This window comes from Streptomyces sp. NPDC037290 (assembly GCF_055603245.1).
The window spans coordinates 79833-94482 of record NZ_JBVJVZ010000015.1 but is presented as its reverse complement, the minus strand read 5'-3'; the positions used below and the strand labels follow the sequence as shown (position 1 = coordinate 94482).

Below are 14650 nucleotides of genomic sequence, written 5' to 3'. Positions count from 1 at the left end.
GTCTCTCAGAGGGCCGCACGGGCCCCCGCGTGCAGTGTCAGGTACCCGGCCGCCGCCCCCGTACGTGGACGGGGGTGTCCTTCTTCGGCCCTGCGGCCTCAGCGAGGGCAGCACGGCGACAGCCCGGGACCGGGTGCGTCCGCTGATCACGCCGTCCGGGAGCCGCGGCGCCGCCGGCTCAGGCCCGCACGTCCCTCCACGCGTGGGGGATCCGCTCCGCCACGTCATGTGCCCCGGCCGGCGCCCCGGCCGCGGCGAACCGTCCGGCCAGCCCGTGCAGATACGCCGCCACGCTCCCCGCGTCCGGCGCCGGCAGCCCGGCCGCCAGCAACGACCCGGCGAGCCCTGACAGCACGTCACCGCTGCCCGCCGTGGCCAGCCAGGGCGTCCCCGTGGGATTCACCCGCACCGCCCCGCCCGCCGAGTCGGCCACCAGCGTCGTCGACCCCTTCAGCAGCACGGTCGCCCGGTACGCCGCAGCCAGCTCCCGTACCGCGGCCAGCCGGGCGCCCTCGACCTCCTCGCGCCGCACCCCCAGCAGCGCGGCGGCCTCTCCGGCGTGAGGGGTCATCAGGGTCGGCGCCGTACGCCCGCGCACCGCGTCCCGCTCGGCCAGCCGCAGTCCGTCCGCGTCGACCAGCACCGGCACGTCCGCGGCCAGCACCTCGGCCACGGTCGCCGCGTCGTCACCCGCGCCGGGCCCGACCACCCAGGCCTGCACCCGCCCGGCCCCGGCCGGCCCGGCGTCGGACACGAGGGTCTCCGGGAAGCGCGCGATGACCGCCCCGCCCGCGGGCCCGACGTACCGTACGGCGCCCGCGCCGCCCCGCAGCGCCCCGGACACGGCGAGTACGGCGGCCCCGGGGTACCGCGCGGACCCGGCGGCGATCCCCACCACCCCCCGCCGGTACTTGTCGCTCTCCGCCGCGGGCACCGGCAACAGCCGCGCCACGTCGGCATGCTGCAGGGCCTCCAGCTCGGCCTCGCCCGGCAGGTCCAGCCCGATGTCGACAAGCCGCACCACCCCGGCGTACTCCCGCGCCGGATCGATCAGCAGCCCGGGCTTGCAGGTGCCGAAGGTGACGGTGAGGTCGGCCCGGATCGCGGTCCCCCGCACCTCCCCGGTGTCGGCCTCGACGCCACTGGGCAGGTCCACGGCCACCACGGCTGCCCGGGACCGCTCGACCGCCCCCGCGAGCTTCTCGGCATCGGGCCGCAGCCCGCCCCTGCCGCCGATCCCCACGATCCCGTCGACGACGAGGCCGGCCCGCTCGATCAGCTCGTCGACGGCACCGGACGCGGCGACGGACCCCCCGGCCCTGCGCAGCGCGGCGAGTCCCCCGGCGTGCGTCCGCTCGGGCGCGAGCAGTACGGCCGTGACCCCGGCTCCGCGCCGGGCCAGCCGTGCCCCCGCGTACAACGCGTCCCCGCCGTTGTCCCCGCTGCCCACGAGCAGCACCACCCGGCTGCCGTACACCCGTCCGAGCAACTCGGCGCAGGCAGCGGCCAGCCCCGCGGCGGCCCGCTGCATCAGCGCGCCCTCCGGCAGCCGCGCCATCAGTGCGCGTTCGGCCGCCCTTACCGTCTCCACGCTGTACGCAGTACGCATGGCACCGAGTCTGCCCCGGAACCCCGGCCGCCCACACCCGGGGCGCTCAGCCCTCGGCGACCACCACGGCCGAGGCGACCCCCGCGTCATGACTGAGCGACACGTGCCAGGACCGCACGCCCAGCTCCGCGGCCCGCGCCGCCACGCTCCCCTTCACCCGCAGCCGGGGCTGCCCGCTGTCCTCGACGTACACCTCCGCGTCGGTCCAGTGCAGCCCGGGCGGCGCGCCGAGCGCCTTCGCCAGCGCCTCCTTGGCGGCGAACCGGACAGCGAGCGAGGCGATTCCGCGCCGCTCACCACTGGGCAGCAGCAGTTCCCGCTCCACGAACAGCCGGTCGGCCAGCCCGGGCGTCCGCTCCAAGGACGCCTGGAACCGGTCGATCTCGGCGACGTCGATGCCCACTCCGATGATGCTCATGAGCCGCAGCCTACGGTCATTCCACCCGAAAAGACCCTGCCCACCTGCTGAAATCCCCTGGCGGGCCGGGCGGGTGACGTCTACGCTCCGCCCATGACGACCCAGGCCTACCTCTCTGACCTGTTCTCGCTGGACGGCCGTGTCGCCGTGGTGACCGGGGGCAGTTCCGGTATCGGGCGGGCCATCGCCGGGGCGCTGGCGCGAGCCGGCGCGAGCGTGGTGGCCGTGGCTCGCACGAAGGAGCAACTGGACGCCGCGGTCGGCGAGTTGACGGCCGAGGGCTGCCGGGCCGCCCGGGTCGTGGCCGATCTGGGGACCCGGGACGGCGTGCGCGCGGCGGCCGAGGAGGCGGCCGGTGCCTTCGGCGAGCCCGACATCCTCGTCAACTCCGCCGGGATCAACCTGCGGCCGCCGATGAGCGAGCTGGGCGAGGACGTGTGGGACACCACCATGGCGGTGAACCTGGAGGCGCCCTTCCTGCTGGGCCGGCGGTTCGGGCCCGGCATGGCGGAGCGGGGCTTCGGCCGGATCATCCACATCACCTCCCAGCAGGCCCACCGCGCCTTCGTGCAGAGCGGGGCGTACGGCGTCTCGAAGGGCGCGCTGGAGTCGCTGGCCCGCTCGCAGGCCGAGGCCTGGTCGCCGTACGGCGTCACCGTCAACACCCTGGTGCCGGGTTTCGTGATGACGCCGCTGAACCAGCGGCTGTCGTCCGACCCGGAGAAGGTCGCCGCCCTGGCCGCCCGCACGATGACCGGCCGCAACGGGCTCGCCGAGGACTTCGAAGGCGCGGCGGTCTTCCTCGCGAGCCGCGCCTCCGCGTACGTCACCGGCCAGTCGCTGTTCGTGGACGGCGGCCTCTCGGTGCACTGAGCCGCGTCGCGGCGGCCGAACGGCCGCTACTCCACCGTCACCGACTTCGCCAGATTCCGGGGCTGGTCCACCTCGTTGCCCCTGGCGGTGGCCAGCTCGCAGGCGAAGACCTGCAGCGGCACCGTCGCCACCAGCGGCTGCAGCAGCGTCGGCGTGGCCGGGATGCGGATCAGGTGGTCGGCGTAGGGGACCACCGCCTCGTCGCCCTCCTCCGCGATCACGATCGTGCGCGCCCCGCGGGCCCTGATCTCCTGGATGTTGGAGACGATCTTGTCGTGCAGGACCGAACGGCCGCGCGGGGAGGGGACGACGACCACGACCGGCACGTCCTCCTCGATCAGCGCGATCGGGCCGTGCTTGAGCTCGCCCGCCGCGAAGCCCTCGGCGTGCATGTAGGCGAGTTCCTTGAGTTTCAGGGCGCCTTCGAGGGCCACCGGGTAGCCCACGTGCCGGCCCAGGAAGAGCACGGTGTTCTTCGACGCCAGCGTCCGGGCGAGCGCCCGTACCGGCTCCATCGTCTCCAGGACCCGCTCGACCTCCTCGGAGATCCGGGAGAGGTCCTTGATCACCGCCTGGATCTCGTCGCCCCACTTGGTGCCGCGCACCTGGCCCAGGTACAGCGCCACCAGGTAACACGCCACCAGCTGGGTCAGGAACGCCTTCGTGGAGGCGACGGCGACCTCCGGGCCCGCGTGCGTGTACAGCACCGCGTCCGACTCGCGCGGGATCGTCGAACCGTTGGTGTTGCAGATGGCCAGCACCTTGGAGCCCTGCTCACGGGCGTGGCGCAACGCCATCAGGGTGTCCATGGTCTCGCCGGACTGGGAGATGGCGATGACCAGGGAGCGGCCGTCCAGGATCGGATCCCGGTAGCGGAACTCGCTGGCCAGCTCCACCTCACAGGGGATCCGCGTCCAGTGCTCGATGGCGTACTTCGCGATCAGGCCGGCGTGGAAGGCGGTACCGCACGCGACGATGACGACCTTGTCGACCTCCCGCAGTTCGGACGGCGAGATCCGCACCTCGTCCAGCGTCAGCGAGCCGGACGGGTCGATGCGGCCGAGGAGCGTGTCGGCGACCGCCTTGGGCTGCTCGGCGATCTCCTTGAGCATGAAGTAGTCGTAGCCGCCCTTCTCGGCGGCGGAGGCGTCCCAGTCCACGTGGTAGCTGTGGACCTCGGCGGGGCTGCCGTCGAAGCCCGTCACCGTGACACCGTCCCGGCGCAGCTCCACCACCTGGTCCTGGCCCAGCTCGATCGCCGAGCGCGTGTGGGCGATGAACGCCGCGACGTCGGAGGCCAGGAACGCCTCGCCCTCGCCGACGCCCACCACCAGCGGCGAGTTGCGCCGCGCGCCGACGACCACGTCGGGAGCGTCGGCATGCACCGCGACCAGCGTGAACGCGCCCTCCAGCCGACGGCACACCAGCCGCATGGCCTCCGCGAGGTCCGCACAGGAGGAGAACTCCTCGGCCAGCAGGTGGGCGACGACCTCGGTGTCCGTCTCGGAGGTCAGCTCGTGGCCACGCTCGGCCAGTTCGGCCCGCAGCACCGCGAAGTTCTCGATGATGCCGTTGTGGACGACGGCGACGCGCCCCGCGTTGTCGAGATGCGGATGGGCGTTGGCGTCGGTCGGCCCGCCGTGCGTGGCCCAGCGGGTGTGTCCGATGCCGGTCGAGCCCGCCGGCAGCGGCCGTTCGACCAGTTCCTTCTCCAGGTTGACCAGCTTCCCGGCCTTCTTCGCCGAGGCCAGGCCGCCGTCCGCCAGCACGGCGACACCCCCCGAGTCGTACCCCCGGTACTCCAGCCGCTTCAGCCCGGCCATCACGACATCGAGCGCCGACTGTGACCCTACGTATCCCACGATTCCGCACATGAGCCGCAGCCTACGGCCCGGCGGCGACCGGAAACGGCCTCTGCCTGCCCGAATTCGGAAATTCCCACCGCCGTACGAAGGTCATTTCTGGCACTACGCCGATTTCGGGGAGGACTTCGGGGCGCGTGACGGACCCCACCCTCCGCCCCGTTCAAACTCCGTTAACAATGGAATGTGATCTCACCGGTCTCCTCGATGCCCCGGAGCGCCCACCGGCACAGGCCGGAGGCGACTCCCTACGTCGACCTCACCCGCGCCGAGTGGAGCGCGCTGCGCGACAAGACGCCGCTGCCGCTCACCGCCGAGGAGGTGGAGAAGCTGCGCGGTCTGGGCGACGTCATCGACCTGGACGAGGTGCGGGACATCTACCTCCCGCTCTCCCGGCTCCTCAATCTGTACGTGGGGGCCACCGACGGTCTCCGAGGCGCCCTGAACACCTTCCTCGGGGAGAAGGGCTCCCAGTCCGGCACCCCGTTCGTGATAGGTGTCGCCGGCTCCGTGGCCTGCGGCAAGTCCACCGTCTCCCGGCTCCTGCAGGCCCTGCTGTCCCGCTGGCCCGAGCACCCGCGGGTCGAACTGGTCACCACCGACGGCTTCCTGCTGCCCACCAAGGAGCTCCAGGCCCGCGGCCTGATGTCGCGGAAAGGATTCCCCGAGTCCTACGACCGCCGGGCCCTGACCCGTTTCGTCGCCGACATCAAAGCGGGCAAGGACGAGGTCACGGCCCCCGTCTACTCCCACCTCATCTACGACATCGTCCCCGACCAGCGGCTCACGGTCCGCCGGCCCGACATCCTGATCGTCGAGGGCCTCAACGTCCTGCAGCCCGCCCTGCCCGGCAAGGACGGCCGCACCCGGGTCGGTCTCGCCGACTACTTCGACTTCAGCGTGTACGTCGACGCGGGCACCGAGGACATCGAGCGCTGGTACCTCAACCGCTTCAGGAAGCTGCGGCAGACCGCCTTCCAGAACCCGAACTCGTACTTCCGCAAGTACACCCAGGTCTCCGAGGAGGAGGCCCTCGACTACGCCCGCACGCTGTGGCGCACGATCAACAAGCCCAACCTGGTCGAGAACATCGCCCCCACCCGCGGCCGCGCCACCCTCATCCTGCGCAAGGGCCCGGACCACAAGGTGCAGCGGCTGAGGCTGCGCAAGCTGTAGCCCCCCGCTCGCTGATGTCGTCCTGTGCGACGTGGCCCGCGAGGCCGGCGGCGAACTCATCGCCGGCCTGCGGGGGTTGGCCTCTCGCTGTCCCGGCGGCCTACGTCGCCTTCGGCTTCTAGAACCGTCTTTCGCAGTTCGTGATGGTGTCGCCGGGGTCGGCGAACACCGTGTCGGCGTCGCCGGGACCGCCGCAGTCCACCGTGTCCCCAGGGGCGTTGTCCTGGACGCTGACCGTGTCGTTGCCACCGTCGGTGTGCACCTTGTCGGTGCCCGTACCCGCGTCGACGAGAGTGTTGACATGCACAGTGGAACCGTCGAAGGTGTCGTTCCCGTCGCCCAGCTGGATGGCGAGCCGGGTCACCGTGCTGACGGGGCCGCAGTCGGCCATGGTGGGGTCGCTGTCCACGCGCGTGCAGCCCGGGCCGATCGCGATGCCCGTGCCATCGGTCAGAATCAGATGGGTGCCGGACACGGTGGCCGTGACCGTGTTGTCCACACCGGCACGTGCCTGGAGGCCGACGAGGCCGCCGAAGATGCGGAACGCCGTGGACCCCGGGGGTGTCTGAGCGGCGGCCGACGTGGCTGTCGCGGCGACGAGGAGACCTGCCACCACGGCCGGACCGGCCGCCCGCTTCAGGGTGCTGCTCACGATCTTCATGCTTGTTTCTCTTTCGTCGAGGAGGGACGCCGCGCTCAGCGGCCTCGACGTCAGCGAAACAGTCGGTGACGGATCGTGCACTTTTTGCTACGCCTTGGGGATCAACCCAGGGCGGACTTCACCGCGTCGGCCAGCCGCCCGGCCACCGACCGCGCCTGGTCGATGTCCGCCGCCTCGACCATCACGCGCACCAGCGGCTCGGTGCCGGAGGGCCGCAGCAGCACCCGCCCGGTCTCGCCGAGTTCCCGCTCGGCCTCGGCCACGGCGGCGGCGAGGTCCGCGGACGTCCGCACCCGCGACTTGTCCACGTCCGGCACGTTGATCAGCACCTGCGGCAGGCGCTCCATCACCGCGGCCAGCTCCCGCACGCTGCGCCCGGTCTCGGCGACCCGCGCCGCCAGCAGCAGCCCGGTCAGTGTGCCGTCACCGGTCGTCGCGTGATCGAGGATGATCACGTGTCCCGACTGCTCGCCGCCGAGGGCGTACCCGTGCTCCTTCATCTCCTCGAGCACGTACCGGTCACCGACGGCGGTCTGCACGAGCCGGATCCCGGCCCGCTCCATCGCCAGCTTGAAGCCCAGGTTGGACATGACGGTCGCGACGACGGTGTCGGAGCGCAGTGCGGAACGCTCCCGCATCGCCAGCGCGAGCACGGCGAGGATCTGGTCGCCGTCGATCTCCTCGCCGGTGTGGTCCACGGCCAGGCAGCGGTCGGCGTCGCCGTCGTGCGCGATGCCGAGGTCCGCGCGGTGCTCGACGACCGCGGCCTTCAGCTTGCCGAGGTGGGTCGAGCCGCAGCCGTCGTTGATGTTGAGCCCGTCGGGCTCCGCGCCGATCGTGACGACCTCGGCGCCCGCCCGGGAGAACGCCTCCGGCGAGACCCCCGAGGCCGCGCCGTGCGCTTCGTCCAGGACGATCCTCAGTCCGTCGAGCCGATTGGGAAGCACCGACAGCAGATGGCCGACGTACTGCTCGGCCCCCTCGTCGTAGGAGCGCACCCGCCCGACGCCCGCACCGGTGGGCCGCTCCCACGGCTCGCCGTGCCGGTGGGACTCGTACACGGCCTCGATCCGGTCCTCCAGCTCGTCGGCGAGTTTGTGGCCGCCGCGGGCGAAGAACTTGATGCCGTTGTCCGGCATGGCGTTGTGGCTGGCGGAGAGCATCACACCGAGGTCGGCGCCGAGCGCGCCGGTCAGGTGGGCCACCGCGGGCGTCGGCAGCACGCCGACCAGCAGGACGTCCACGCCCGCGCTCGCCAGACCGGCGACCACCGCGGCCTCCAGGAACTCCCCGGACGCGCGCGGGTCCCGTCCGACCACCGCCTTCGGCTTGTGGCCCTCAAAGGTGCCCGCCTCGGCCAGCACGTGCGCCGCCGCTACGGACAGGCCGAGCGCCATCTCGGCCGTCAGGCCCGCGTTGGCGACACCGCGCACGCCGTCCGTGCCGAAGAGTCGTCCCACTTGTCCTCCTGAGGAAGCGTCCTTGCTGCCCTGCATGGTGGCAGACGCCGGGTCATCCGATCACACCAGCCTTTGAACGTCTTGTGTCGTTATACGCCCTTGGCCGGGATAAACGACCGCCCCGACGGCACATGTGGCGTGCCGCCGGGGCGTTCGGAGTACGAGCAGGCAGCTGCTGGTTAGCGCTTGCTGTACTGCGGAGCCTTGCGGGCCTTCTTGAGACCGGCCTTCTTGCGCTCGACCGCACGGTCGTCGCGCTTGAGGAAGCCGGCCTTCTTCAGCGGGCCGCGGTTGTTGTCGACGTCGGCCTCGTTCAGCGCACGGGCGACACCGAGACGGAGCGCACCGGCCTGACCGGAGACACCGCCACCCGCGATGCGGGCGATGACGTCGTAACGGCCCTCGAGCTCGAGCACCTTGAAGGGCTCGTTGACTTCCTGCTGGTGCACCTTGTTCGGGAAGTAGTCCTCGAGGGTGCGACCGTTGATCTTCCACTTGCCGGTGCCCGGAACGATCCGGACGCGGGCGATGGCGTTCTTGCGGCGGCCCAGGCCGGCGGCCGGCTGGGGCTCGCCGAAGCGGGAGGCCAGGGACTCCGAGGTGTACTCGCCCTCGACGGGGACCTCGGACTCGGTGGTGTAGCTCTCGATGTCGATCTCTTCGATCGGCTGCTCGGCAGTGGTCTCGGCCACGATTCTCCTCAGATTCTCTTCAGTCTTAGGGGGTGGCCGGACTTACTGCGCGACCTGGGTGATCTCGAACGGCACCGGCTGCTGGGCAGCGTGCGGGTGCTGGTCACCCTTGTAGACCTTCAGCTTCGAGAGCATCTGACGGCCCAGCGTGTTCTTGGGGAGCATGCCCTTGACGGCCTTCTCGATGGCCTTCTCGGGGTTCTTGTCGAGCAGCTCGTCGTAACGGACGGAGCGCAGACCACCCGGGTAGCCGGAGTGGCGGTACGCCATCTTCTGGGTCCGCTTGTTGCCGGACAGGTGCACCTTGTCGGCGTTGATGATGATGACGAAGTCACCAGCGTCGACGTGCGGCGCGTAGATCGGCTTGTGCTTGCCCCGGAGGAGGGTCGCTGCAGTGGTGGCGAGACGGCCCAGGACAACGTCCTGAGCGTCGATGACGTGCCACTGGCGCGTCACATCGCCGGGCTTGGGGCTGTACGTACGCACGGTTCGTAGCCTTCGCTTCGAGTGAATGGTCCTGAACAGGTCACCGAAACGATCACGACAGCCTTGACCGCACCGCGGTGACGCAAACCGCGTGCTGATCGCTGGTCATCGGCCCGGTGGACCGGTGTAAGGGCCCGTCCCGTGAGAATGAGCAAGCCAATACACAACGAAGAAGCAGGTTACCGTGAGGCCCCCGGACGGGTCAAAACGACGCCCTTCCCCCTCATGTCGGCGGACAAACACGGCATGCCGCCGCAGCGGCCCCGGCACCTTGCGCACCCCGTCTAAGATGCGCCCCATGAGTTACGGGCAGGGGGGACCCCAGTCTCAGTGGGATCCCTGGAAACCGAATTCCCAGCAGCCCTGGAGCAGCGGGGGTGACGACGGGACGCCGGACTGGGCCGCGCTCGCGGAGGCCTCCGAGACCCGCAACAAGCGCCGCAAGCTGCTGTTCATCGGGGGCGGCGCGGTCGCCACGGTCGCGATAGGCACCGCCGTCGCCATGGCCGTCGTCTCCGCGAACGGCAGCGACGAGGCGGGCGGCTCCCCCACCGGCCTTCCGGCCAGCGCCTCCGTGCCCAGCGGCTCGGCCACGCCGTCCTTCGCCCCCACCAGCGCCCCGCCGCCGCTGGACCCGAAGGACTTCATAGCCAACGCCAAGAAGGACACCGCCCCGCTCAGCGCCGACACCCTCTTCCCCGGCACCCAGCTGACCATGGGGAACGCGGTGTACAAGAAGGGCGCCACGGCCGACACCACCAAGTGCGCCTCCGGCGCCGGCAGCAACCTTCCGAAGATCCTCACCGCCAACGGCTGCACCCGGCTGATCCGGGTGACCTACAGCAAGGACGGCATCGCCGGCACCGTCGGCGTCGCCGTCTTCGACGACCAGGCACAGGCCGCGAAGGTCAAGACGCAGGCCAAGAAGAACGCCATGGTGCGTTCCCTGCCCGGCAAGGGCGTCAAGGACTTCTGCAACGCCGCGGTCTGCCTGACGACCACGAACGCCGCCGGCCGCTACGTCTACTTCACGACCGTCGGCTTCCTCAGCGGCAAGAACGTCACCGACAAGGACACGAAGGTCTTCTCCGTCGGCAACGACCTGCAGCAGTTCACCTTCAACCAGATCTACCGCCGCGGCCAGGCCCAGGCCTCCGCCGCGGCCGACCGGTAGCTCAGCAGCACCCCGCCGGCGGAAGCGAGCGCTTGTTCCGCGCCTCCTTGTTGCGCGCGGCCAGCAGTTCGTCGGCGGGGTAGCCCACCTCCTCCAGGGTCAGTCCGTGCGGTCGTACGACGTGCACGGCCGAGTCCCGTACGCCCGCGGCCAGCACCTTCCCCGGCCACTGAGGCCCGCGGTGCCCGTCCCCGACGAACAGCAGCGCGCCGATCAGCGAGCGCACCATGTTGTGGCAGAACGCGTCGGCGCGCACCGTGGCCGTGATGATCCCGTCGGACCCGCGCACGAGGCTCAGCTCCTGCAGGGTGCGGATCGTGGTCGCCCCTTCGCGCTTCTTGCAGTACGCCGCGAAGTCGTGCTCACCGAGCAGCGCCGCCGCGGCCTCGTTCATGGCGTCCACGTCGAGGGGCCAGTCGTGCCAGAGGACGTGGTTGCGCAGGATGGGGTCGACACCGCCGGGGTTGTCGGTGACCCGGTAGGCGTACCGGCGCCAGACGGCGGAGAAACGGGCGTTGAAGCCGCTCGGCGCCGGCCTGAGGGCCCACACCCGCACATCCTTCGGCAGCCGCCCGGCGAGCCGCTTGAGCAGCTTCTGGTTGTGCTCCCGCCAGACACCCTCGGGCAGGTCCACGTGGGCCACCTGCCCGCGCGCGTGCACCCCGGCGTCGGTCCGCCCGGCGACGGTCAGCTCGTACGTCTCCCGCGACCGCGTCACCGTGCGCAGGGCGTCCTCGATCTCGCCCTGCACGGTCCGCTTGCCGCCGGCCTGCTTGGCCCAGCCGTGGAAGTCGGTGCCGTCGTAGGAGACGTCGAGGCGGACGCGGACGTGACCGGGCTGTACTTCATCACTCACGTGCGAATCCTCTCAGGGCGGTGCCCCTCGAAAGAACGTGTCGAAGAAACGTGAAAGCGGGCCCGCCCCGAAGGGCGGACCCGCTTCACGTCAGGCAGAGCCTCAGGCGTCCTTCGACTCCTCGGCAGCGGCCTCCTCGGCCGGAGCCTCGGTGGTCTCCGCGGCCTTGGCCTCGTCGGCCTCCTTGACCGCACGCTTGGTGGCGGCCTCGGCCTCACCCACGGCCTTCTGCTGCACCGTCAGCGCCTCGACCAGCTCGATGACGGCCATGGGCGCGTTGTCGCCACGGCGGTTACCGATCTTGGTGATGCGGGTGTAGCCACCGGGACGGTTCTCGTACCGCGGGCCGATCTCGGTGAAGAGCGTGTGGACGATGCCCTTGTCCGTGATGACCTGGAGCACCTGACGGCGGTTGTGAAGGTCGCCCTTCTTCGCCTTGGTGATCAGACGCTCGGCGTACGGGCGCAGGCGGCGGGCCTTCGCCTCGGTGGTGGTGATACGGCCGTGCTCGAAGAGGCTCTTCGCGAGGTTCGCGAGGAGCAGCTTCTCGTGCGCGGCGCTGCCGCCCAGACGGGCACCCTTGGTGGGCTTCGGCATTGTTCTTCTCCTGTGTGTCTGCCCCGGCCGTGTCAGGTACCGGGGTCAGGAACCCGATGAGCGGATGCCCACCGGCTGCGACCGATCAGTACTGCTCGGTCTCCACGAAACCCGCGTCCGCGTCGTCGTCGGCGCCGAAGGCGTCGGCAGCGGCCGTGGGGTCGAATCCGGGCGGGCTGTCCTTCAGGGCCAGGCCCATGCCGGCCAGCTTCGCCTTGACCTCGTCGATGGACTTCGCACCGAAGTTGCGGATGTCCAGGAGGTCGGCCTCGGAGCGGGCGACGAGCTCACCCACGGAGTGGATGCCCTCACGCTTGAGGCAGTTGTAGGAGCGGACCGTGAGCTCCAGCTCCTCGATCGGCAGCGCGAGGTCGGCGGCCAGGGCGGCGTCCGTCGGGGACGGGCCCATGTCGATGCCCTCGGCGTCGATGTTCAGCTCGCGGGCGAGCCCGAACAGCTCGACCAGGGTCTTGCCGGCCGACGCCATGGCGTCACGCGGACGCATGGCCTGCTTGGTCTCGACGTCGACGATCAGCTTGTCGAAGTCGGTGCGCTGCTCGACACGCGTGGCCTCGACCTTGTACGTGACCTTCAGCACGGGGCTGTAGATGGAGTCGACCGGGATACGGCCGATCTCCTGGCCCACCTGCTTGTTCTGCACGGCGGAGACGTAACCGCGGCCGCGCTCGACCGTCAGCTCCATCTCCAGCTTGCCCTTGCCGTTGAGCGTGGCGAGGACGAGGTCGGGGTTGTGCACCTCGACACCGGCCGGGGGCGCGATGTCGGCGGCGGTGACCAGACCCGGGCCCTGCTTGCGCAGGTACATCACGACCGGCTCGTCGTGCTCCGAGGAGACGACCAGCTGCTTGATGTTGAGGATCAGGTCGGTGACGTCCTCCTTGACGCCCGGCACGGTGGTGAACTCGTGCAGCACGCCGTCGATCCGGATGCTGGTGACAGCAGCGCCGGGGATCGAGGACAGGAGGGTACGACGCAGGGAGTTGCCGAGGGTGTAGCCGAAGCCCGGCTCCAGCGGCTCGATCACGAACCGGGAGCGGAACTCGTCGACGACCTCTTCGGTCAACGAGGGACGCTGAGCGATCAGCATGTGTGGATCAGATCCTTCATTCGTGGACGCCCGCTATTTGACGCCCGACGGAAACCGCGCCCATGAAAAGCGCGGGTACTGCAAGGGTACGGGCGGCACGACCCGAAAGAGCCGTACCGCCCGAAACCGCGGCCTTGTGAGGCAGCCGTGCGTCAGACGCGACGGCGCTTCGGCGGACGGCAGCCGTTGTGCGGGGTCGGGGTGACGTCCTGGATGGAGCCGACCTCGAGGCCCGTGGCCTGCAGGGAGCGGATCGCGGTCTCACGACCGGAACCCGGGCCCTTCACGAACACGTCGACCTTGCGCATGCCGTGCTCCTGGGCGCGGCGGGCAGCCGACTCGGCAGCCATCTGCGCGGCGAACGGCGTGGACTTCCGGGAGCCCTTGAAGCCGACGTGGCCGGCGGAGGCCCAGGAGATCACGTTGCCCGACGGGTCCGTGATGGAGACGATCGTGTTGTTGAACGTGCTCTTGATGTGCGCGTGGCCGTGAGCGACGTTCTTCTTTTCCTTGCGGCGCACCTTCTTGGCAGCGCCCTGACGTCCCTTGGGGGGCATCTACTAACTCCTACGGGAGGTGGTCGGTCCTACAGCGAAGACCGTGGACAGGTGTCCGCTGCGGACTACTTCTTGCCCGGCTTCTTCTTGCCGGCGATGGCGCGACGCGGGCCCTTGCGGGTACGGGCGTTGGTGCTGGTGCGCTGACCGCGGACGGGCAGACCGCGACGGTGACGGAGACCCTGGTAGCAGCCGATCTCGACCTTGCGGCGGATGTCGGCCTGGATCTCGCGACGGAGGTCACCCTCGGTCTTGATGTTGTTGTCGACGTACTCGCGGATCGCGACCAGCTGCTCTTCGGTCAGGTCACGAACACGGGTGTTGGGGTCGACGCCGGTCGCAGCCAGCGTCTCCTTCGAGAGGGTCCGGCCGATGCCGAACACGTAGGTGAGGGCGACCTCCACGCGCTTTTCGCGCGGGATGTCAACACCGGAAACGCGTGCCATTCAATGGCTCCTGGTGATCTTCGGAGGTCTTCCGCAGAACCGGCTCCCGGCCGCCGTACGAGGTACGAACCGGGTCCCCGGCCTCCGAACCGGGGGTGTCGAGCTGGGTGGCTCGGGCTCTGCGTATGAACATATTCAGCTCGCGTCGCGCGAATCTCTGCGATAGGGGTGCAGAGGGTTACGGTCGTGCGTCAGCCCTGGCGCTGCTTGTGGCGCGGGTTCTCGCAGATGACCATGACCCGACCGTGACGGCGGATCACCCTGCACTTGTCGCAGATCTTCTTGACGCTCGGCTTGACCTTCATGGGATTGAGGTTCTCCGGGTCAGTGCCACCACCCCGCCGAGACGGGATGCGGGCAAGATCTACTTGTACCGGTAGACGATCCGGCCACGCGTCAGGTCGTACGGAGACAGCTCCACCACGACCCGGTCGTCAGGGAGGATGCGGATGTAGTGCATACGCATCTTGCCGCTGATGTGTGCCAGGACCTGGTGGCCGTTCTGGAGCTCGACCTTGAACATGGCGTTCGGCAGAGACTCGACGACAGTGCCCTCGATCTCGATGGCACCTTGCTTCTTGGCCACGCTTCGCCCTTCGAATCGACTACCTTGATCGACTCTCCCGCTTTCCCTTACGGGTGCATGCGGACATGCGGGTGCACGAGAGCCGACGA

The 14650-nt window shown here is 70.1% G+C and carries 17 protein-coding genes; 3 read left to right on the top strand and 14 right to left on the bottom strand.

The window, feature by feature from the left end:
- Window positions 1-178: 178 nt before the first annotated feature.
- Window positions 179-1609, bottom strand: coding sequence for an NAD(P)H-hydrate dehydratase (locus tag ACZ7HQ_RS34975; protein WP_470998861.1), 1431 nt, complete (start codon window positions 1607-1609; stop codon window positions 179-181).
- Between the two features lie 46 nt (window positions 1610-1655).
- Complete coding sequence (locus ACZ7HQ_RS34970) at window positions 1656-2027, bottom strand: holo-ACP synthase (protein WP_470998859.1); 372 nt, start codon at window positions 2025-2027, stop codon at window positions 1656-1658.
- Between the two features lie 93 nt (window positions 2028-2120).
- On the opposite strand from ACZ7HQ_RS34970, the gene ACZ7HQ_RS34965 reads away from it, so the two are divergent.
- Window positions 2121-2900 (top strand): SDR family NAD(P)-dependent oxidoreductase, encoded by a 780-nt coding sequence (locus tag ACZ7HQ_RS34965; RefSeq protein ID WP_470998857.1) that lies wholly within the window; start codon window positions 2121-2123, stop codon window positions 2898-2900.
- A 26-nt stretch (window positions 2901-2926) separates the two neighbouring features.
- On the opposite strand, the gene glmS is transcribed toward ACZ7HQ_RS34965, so the two are convergent.
- Window positions 2927-4774: a glutamine--fructose-6-phosphate transaminase (isomerizing) gene (glmS, locus tag ACZ7HQ_RS34960; protein ID WP_470998855.1), complete on the bottom strand. Its 1848-nt coding sequence runs from the start codon at window positions 4772-4774 to the stop codon at window positions 2927-2929.
- A 195-nt stretch (window positions 4775-4969) separates the two neighbouring features.
- Here glmS and coaA point away from each other — a divergent pair, with 195 nt between their 5' ends.
- Entirely contained in the window at window positions 4970-5938 is a 969-nt protein-coding gene (gene coaA / locus ACZ7HQ_RS34955; RefSeq protein ID WP_470998945.1) for a type I pantothenate kinase, read from the top strand.
- Between the two features lie 118 nt (window positions 5939-6056).
- Here the strand turns inward: coaA and ACZ7HQ_RS34950 are convergent, their stop codons facing one another.
- From ACZ7HQ_RS34950 to rplM, 4 genes are all read right to left on the bottom strand, one after another.
- Window positions 6057-6590, bottom strand: a complete 534-nt coding sequence (locus tag ACZ7HQ_RS34950; RefSeq protein ID WP_470998853.1) for a hypothetical protein — start codon at window positions 6588-6590, stop codon at window positions 6057-6059.
- Between the two features lie 110 nt (window positions 6591-6700).
- The gene (gene glmM, locus ACZ7HQ_RS34945) at window positions 6701-8059 is read right to left on the bottom strand and encodes a phosphoglucosamine mutase (RefSeq protein WP_470998851.1); all 1359 of its coding nucleotides are present in this window, start codon (window positions 8057-8059) and stop codon (window positions 6701-6703) included.
- 179 nt (window positions 8060-8238) lie between these two features.
- Window positions 8239-8751, bottom strand: coding sequence for a 30S ribosomal protein S9 (rpsI, locus tag ACZ7HQ_RS34940; protein ID WP_100827765.1), 513 nt, complete (start codon window positions 8749-8751; stop codon window positions 8239-8241).
- A gap of 42 nt (window positions 8752-8793) precedes the next feature.
- Window positions 8794-9237: a 50S ribosomal protein L13 gene (gene rplM, locus ACZ7HQ_RS34935; RefSeq protein WP_030345455.1), complete on the bottom strand. Its 444-nt coding sequence runs from the start codon at window positions 9235-9237 to the stop codon at window positions 8794-8796.
- A gap of 298 nt (window positions 9238-9535) precedes the next feature.
- Between rplM and ACZ7HQ_RS34930 the strand changes: the two genes are divergently transcribed.
- Window positions 9536-10411, top strand: a complete 876-nt coding sequence (locus ACZ7HQ_RS34930; protein WP_470998848.1) for a hypothetical protein — start codon at window positions 9536-9538, stop codon at window positions 10409-10411.
- A gap of 1 nt (window position 10412) precedes the next feature.
- On the opposite strand, the gene truA is transcribed toward ACZ7HQ_RS34930, so the two are convergent.
- From truA to infA, 7 genes are all read right to left on the bottom strand, one after another.
- On the bottom strand, window positions 10413-11267 hold the full coding sequence (truA, locus tag ACZ7HQ_RS34925; RefSeq protein WP_470998846.1) for a tRNA pseudouridine(38-40) synthase TruA: 855 nt from the start codon (window positions 11265-11267) through the stop codon (window positions 10413-10415).
- A 102-nt stretch (window positions 11268-11369) separates the two neighbouring features.
- Window positions 11370-11864: a 50S ribosomal protein L17 gene (rplQ, locus tag ACZ7HQ_RS34920; protein WP_365580353.1), complete on the bottom strand. Its 495-nt coding sequence runs from the start codon at window positions 11862-11864 to the stop codon at window positions 11370-11372.
- 85 nt (window positions 11865-11949) lie between these two features.
- Entirely contained in the window at window positions 11950-12972 is a 1023-nt protein-coding gene (locus tag ACZ7HQ_RS34915; RefSeq protein WP_003966937.1) for a DNA-directed RNA polymerase subunit alpha, read from the bottom strand.
- 152 nt (window positions 12973-13124) lie between these two features.
- Window positions 13125-13529 carry a 30S ribosomal protein S11 gene (rpsK, locus tag ACZ7HQ_RS34910; RefSeq protein WP_003956432.1) on the bottom strand — a complete coding sequence of 135 codons (405 nt, stop codon included), beginning with the start codon at window positions 13527-13529 and terminating at the stop codon, window positions 13125-13127.
- Between the two features lie 65 nt (window positions 13530-13594).
- On the bottom strand, window positions 13595-13975 hold the full coding sequence (rpsM, locus tag ACZ7HQ_RS34905; protein ID WP_023547369.1) for a 30S ribosomal protein S13: 381 nt from the start codon (window positions 13973-13975) through the stop codon (window positions 13595-13597).
- Between the two features lie 191 nt (window positions 13976-14166).
- Window positions 14167-14280: a 50S ribosomal protein L36 gene (gene rpmJ / locus ACZ7HQ_RS34900; RefSeq protein ID WP_003998809.1), complete on the bottom strand. Its 114-nt coding sequence runs from the start codon at window positions 14278-14280 to the stop codon at window positions 14167-14169.
- Between the two features lie 59 nt (window positions 14281-14339).
- Window positions 14340-14561, bottom strand: a complete 222-nt coding sequence (infA, locus tag ACZ7HQ_RS34895) for a translation initiation factor IF-1 (RefSeq protein WP_003948620.1) — start codon at window positions 14559-14561, stop codon at window positions 14340-14342.
- Window positions 14562-14650 lie beyond the last annotated feature (89 nt).

Excerpts from the sequence above, each read along its gene's own strand:
- ACZ7HQ_RS34975 (WP_470998861.1), bottom strand. The coding sequence starts at position 1,609 with ATGCGTACTGCGTACAGCGTGGAGACGGTAAGGGCGGCCGAACGCGCA.
- coaA (WP_470998945.1), top strand. The coding sequence starts at position 4,970 with ATGCCCCGGAGCGCCCACCGGCACAGGCCGGAGGCGACTCCCTACGTC.
- rplQ (WP_365580353.1), bottom strand. The coding sequence starts at position 11,864 with ATGCCGAAGCCCACCAAGGGTGCCCGTCTGGGCGGCAGCGCCGCGCAC.
- ACZ7HQ_RS34930 (WP_470998848.1), top strand. The coding sequence starts at position 9,536 with ATGAGTTACGGGCAGGGGGGACCCCAGTCTCAGTGGGATCCCTGGAAA.
- ACZ7HQ_RS34965 (WP_470998857.1), top strand. The coding sequence starts at position 2,121 with ATGACGACCCAGGCCTACCTCTCTGACCTGTTCTCGCTGGACGGCCGT.
- rpsM (WP_023547369.1), bottom strand. The coding sequence starts at position 13,975 with ATGGCACGCGTTTCCGGTGTTGACATCCCGCGCGAAAAGCGCGTGGAG.
- rpmJ (WP_003998809.1), bottom strand. The coding sequence starts at position 14,280 with ATGAAGGTCAAGCCGAGCGTCAAGAAGATCTGCGACAAGTGCAGGGTG.
- rpsK (WP_003956432.1), bottom strand. The coding sequence starts at position 13,529 with ATGCCCCCCAAGGGACGTCAGGGCGCTGCCAAGAAGGTGCGCCGCAAG.
- ACZ7HQ_RS34970 (WP_470998859.1), bottom strand. The coding sequence starts at position 2,027 with ATGAGCATCATCGGAGTGGGCATCGACGTCGCCGAGATCGACCGGTTC.
- ACZ7HQ_RS34915 (WP_003966937.1), bottom strand. The coding sequence starts at position 12,972 with ATGCTGATCGCTCAGCGTCCCTCGTTGACCGAAGAGGTCGTCGACGAG.
- glmS (WP_470998855.1), bottom strand. The coding sequence starts at position 4,774 with ATGTGCGGAATCGTGGGATACGTAGGGTCACAGTCGGCGCTCGATGTC.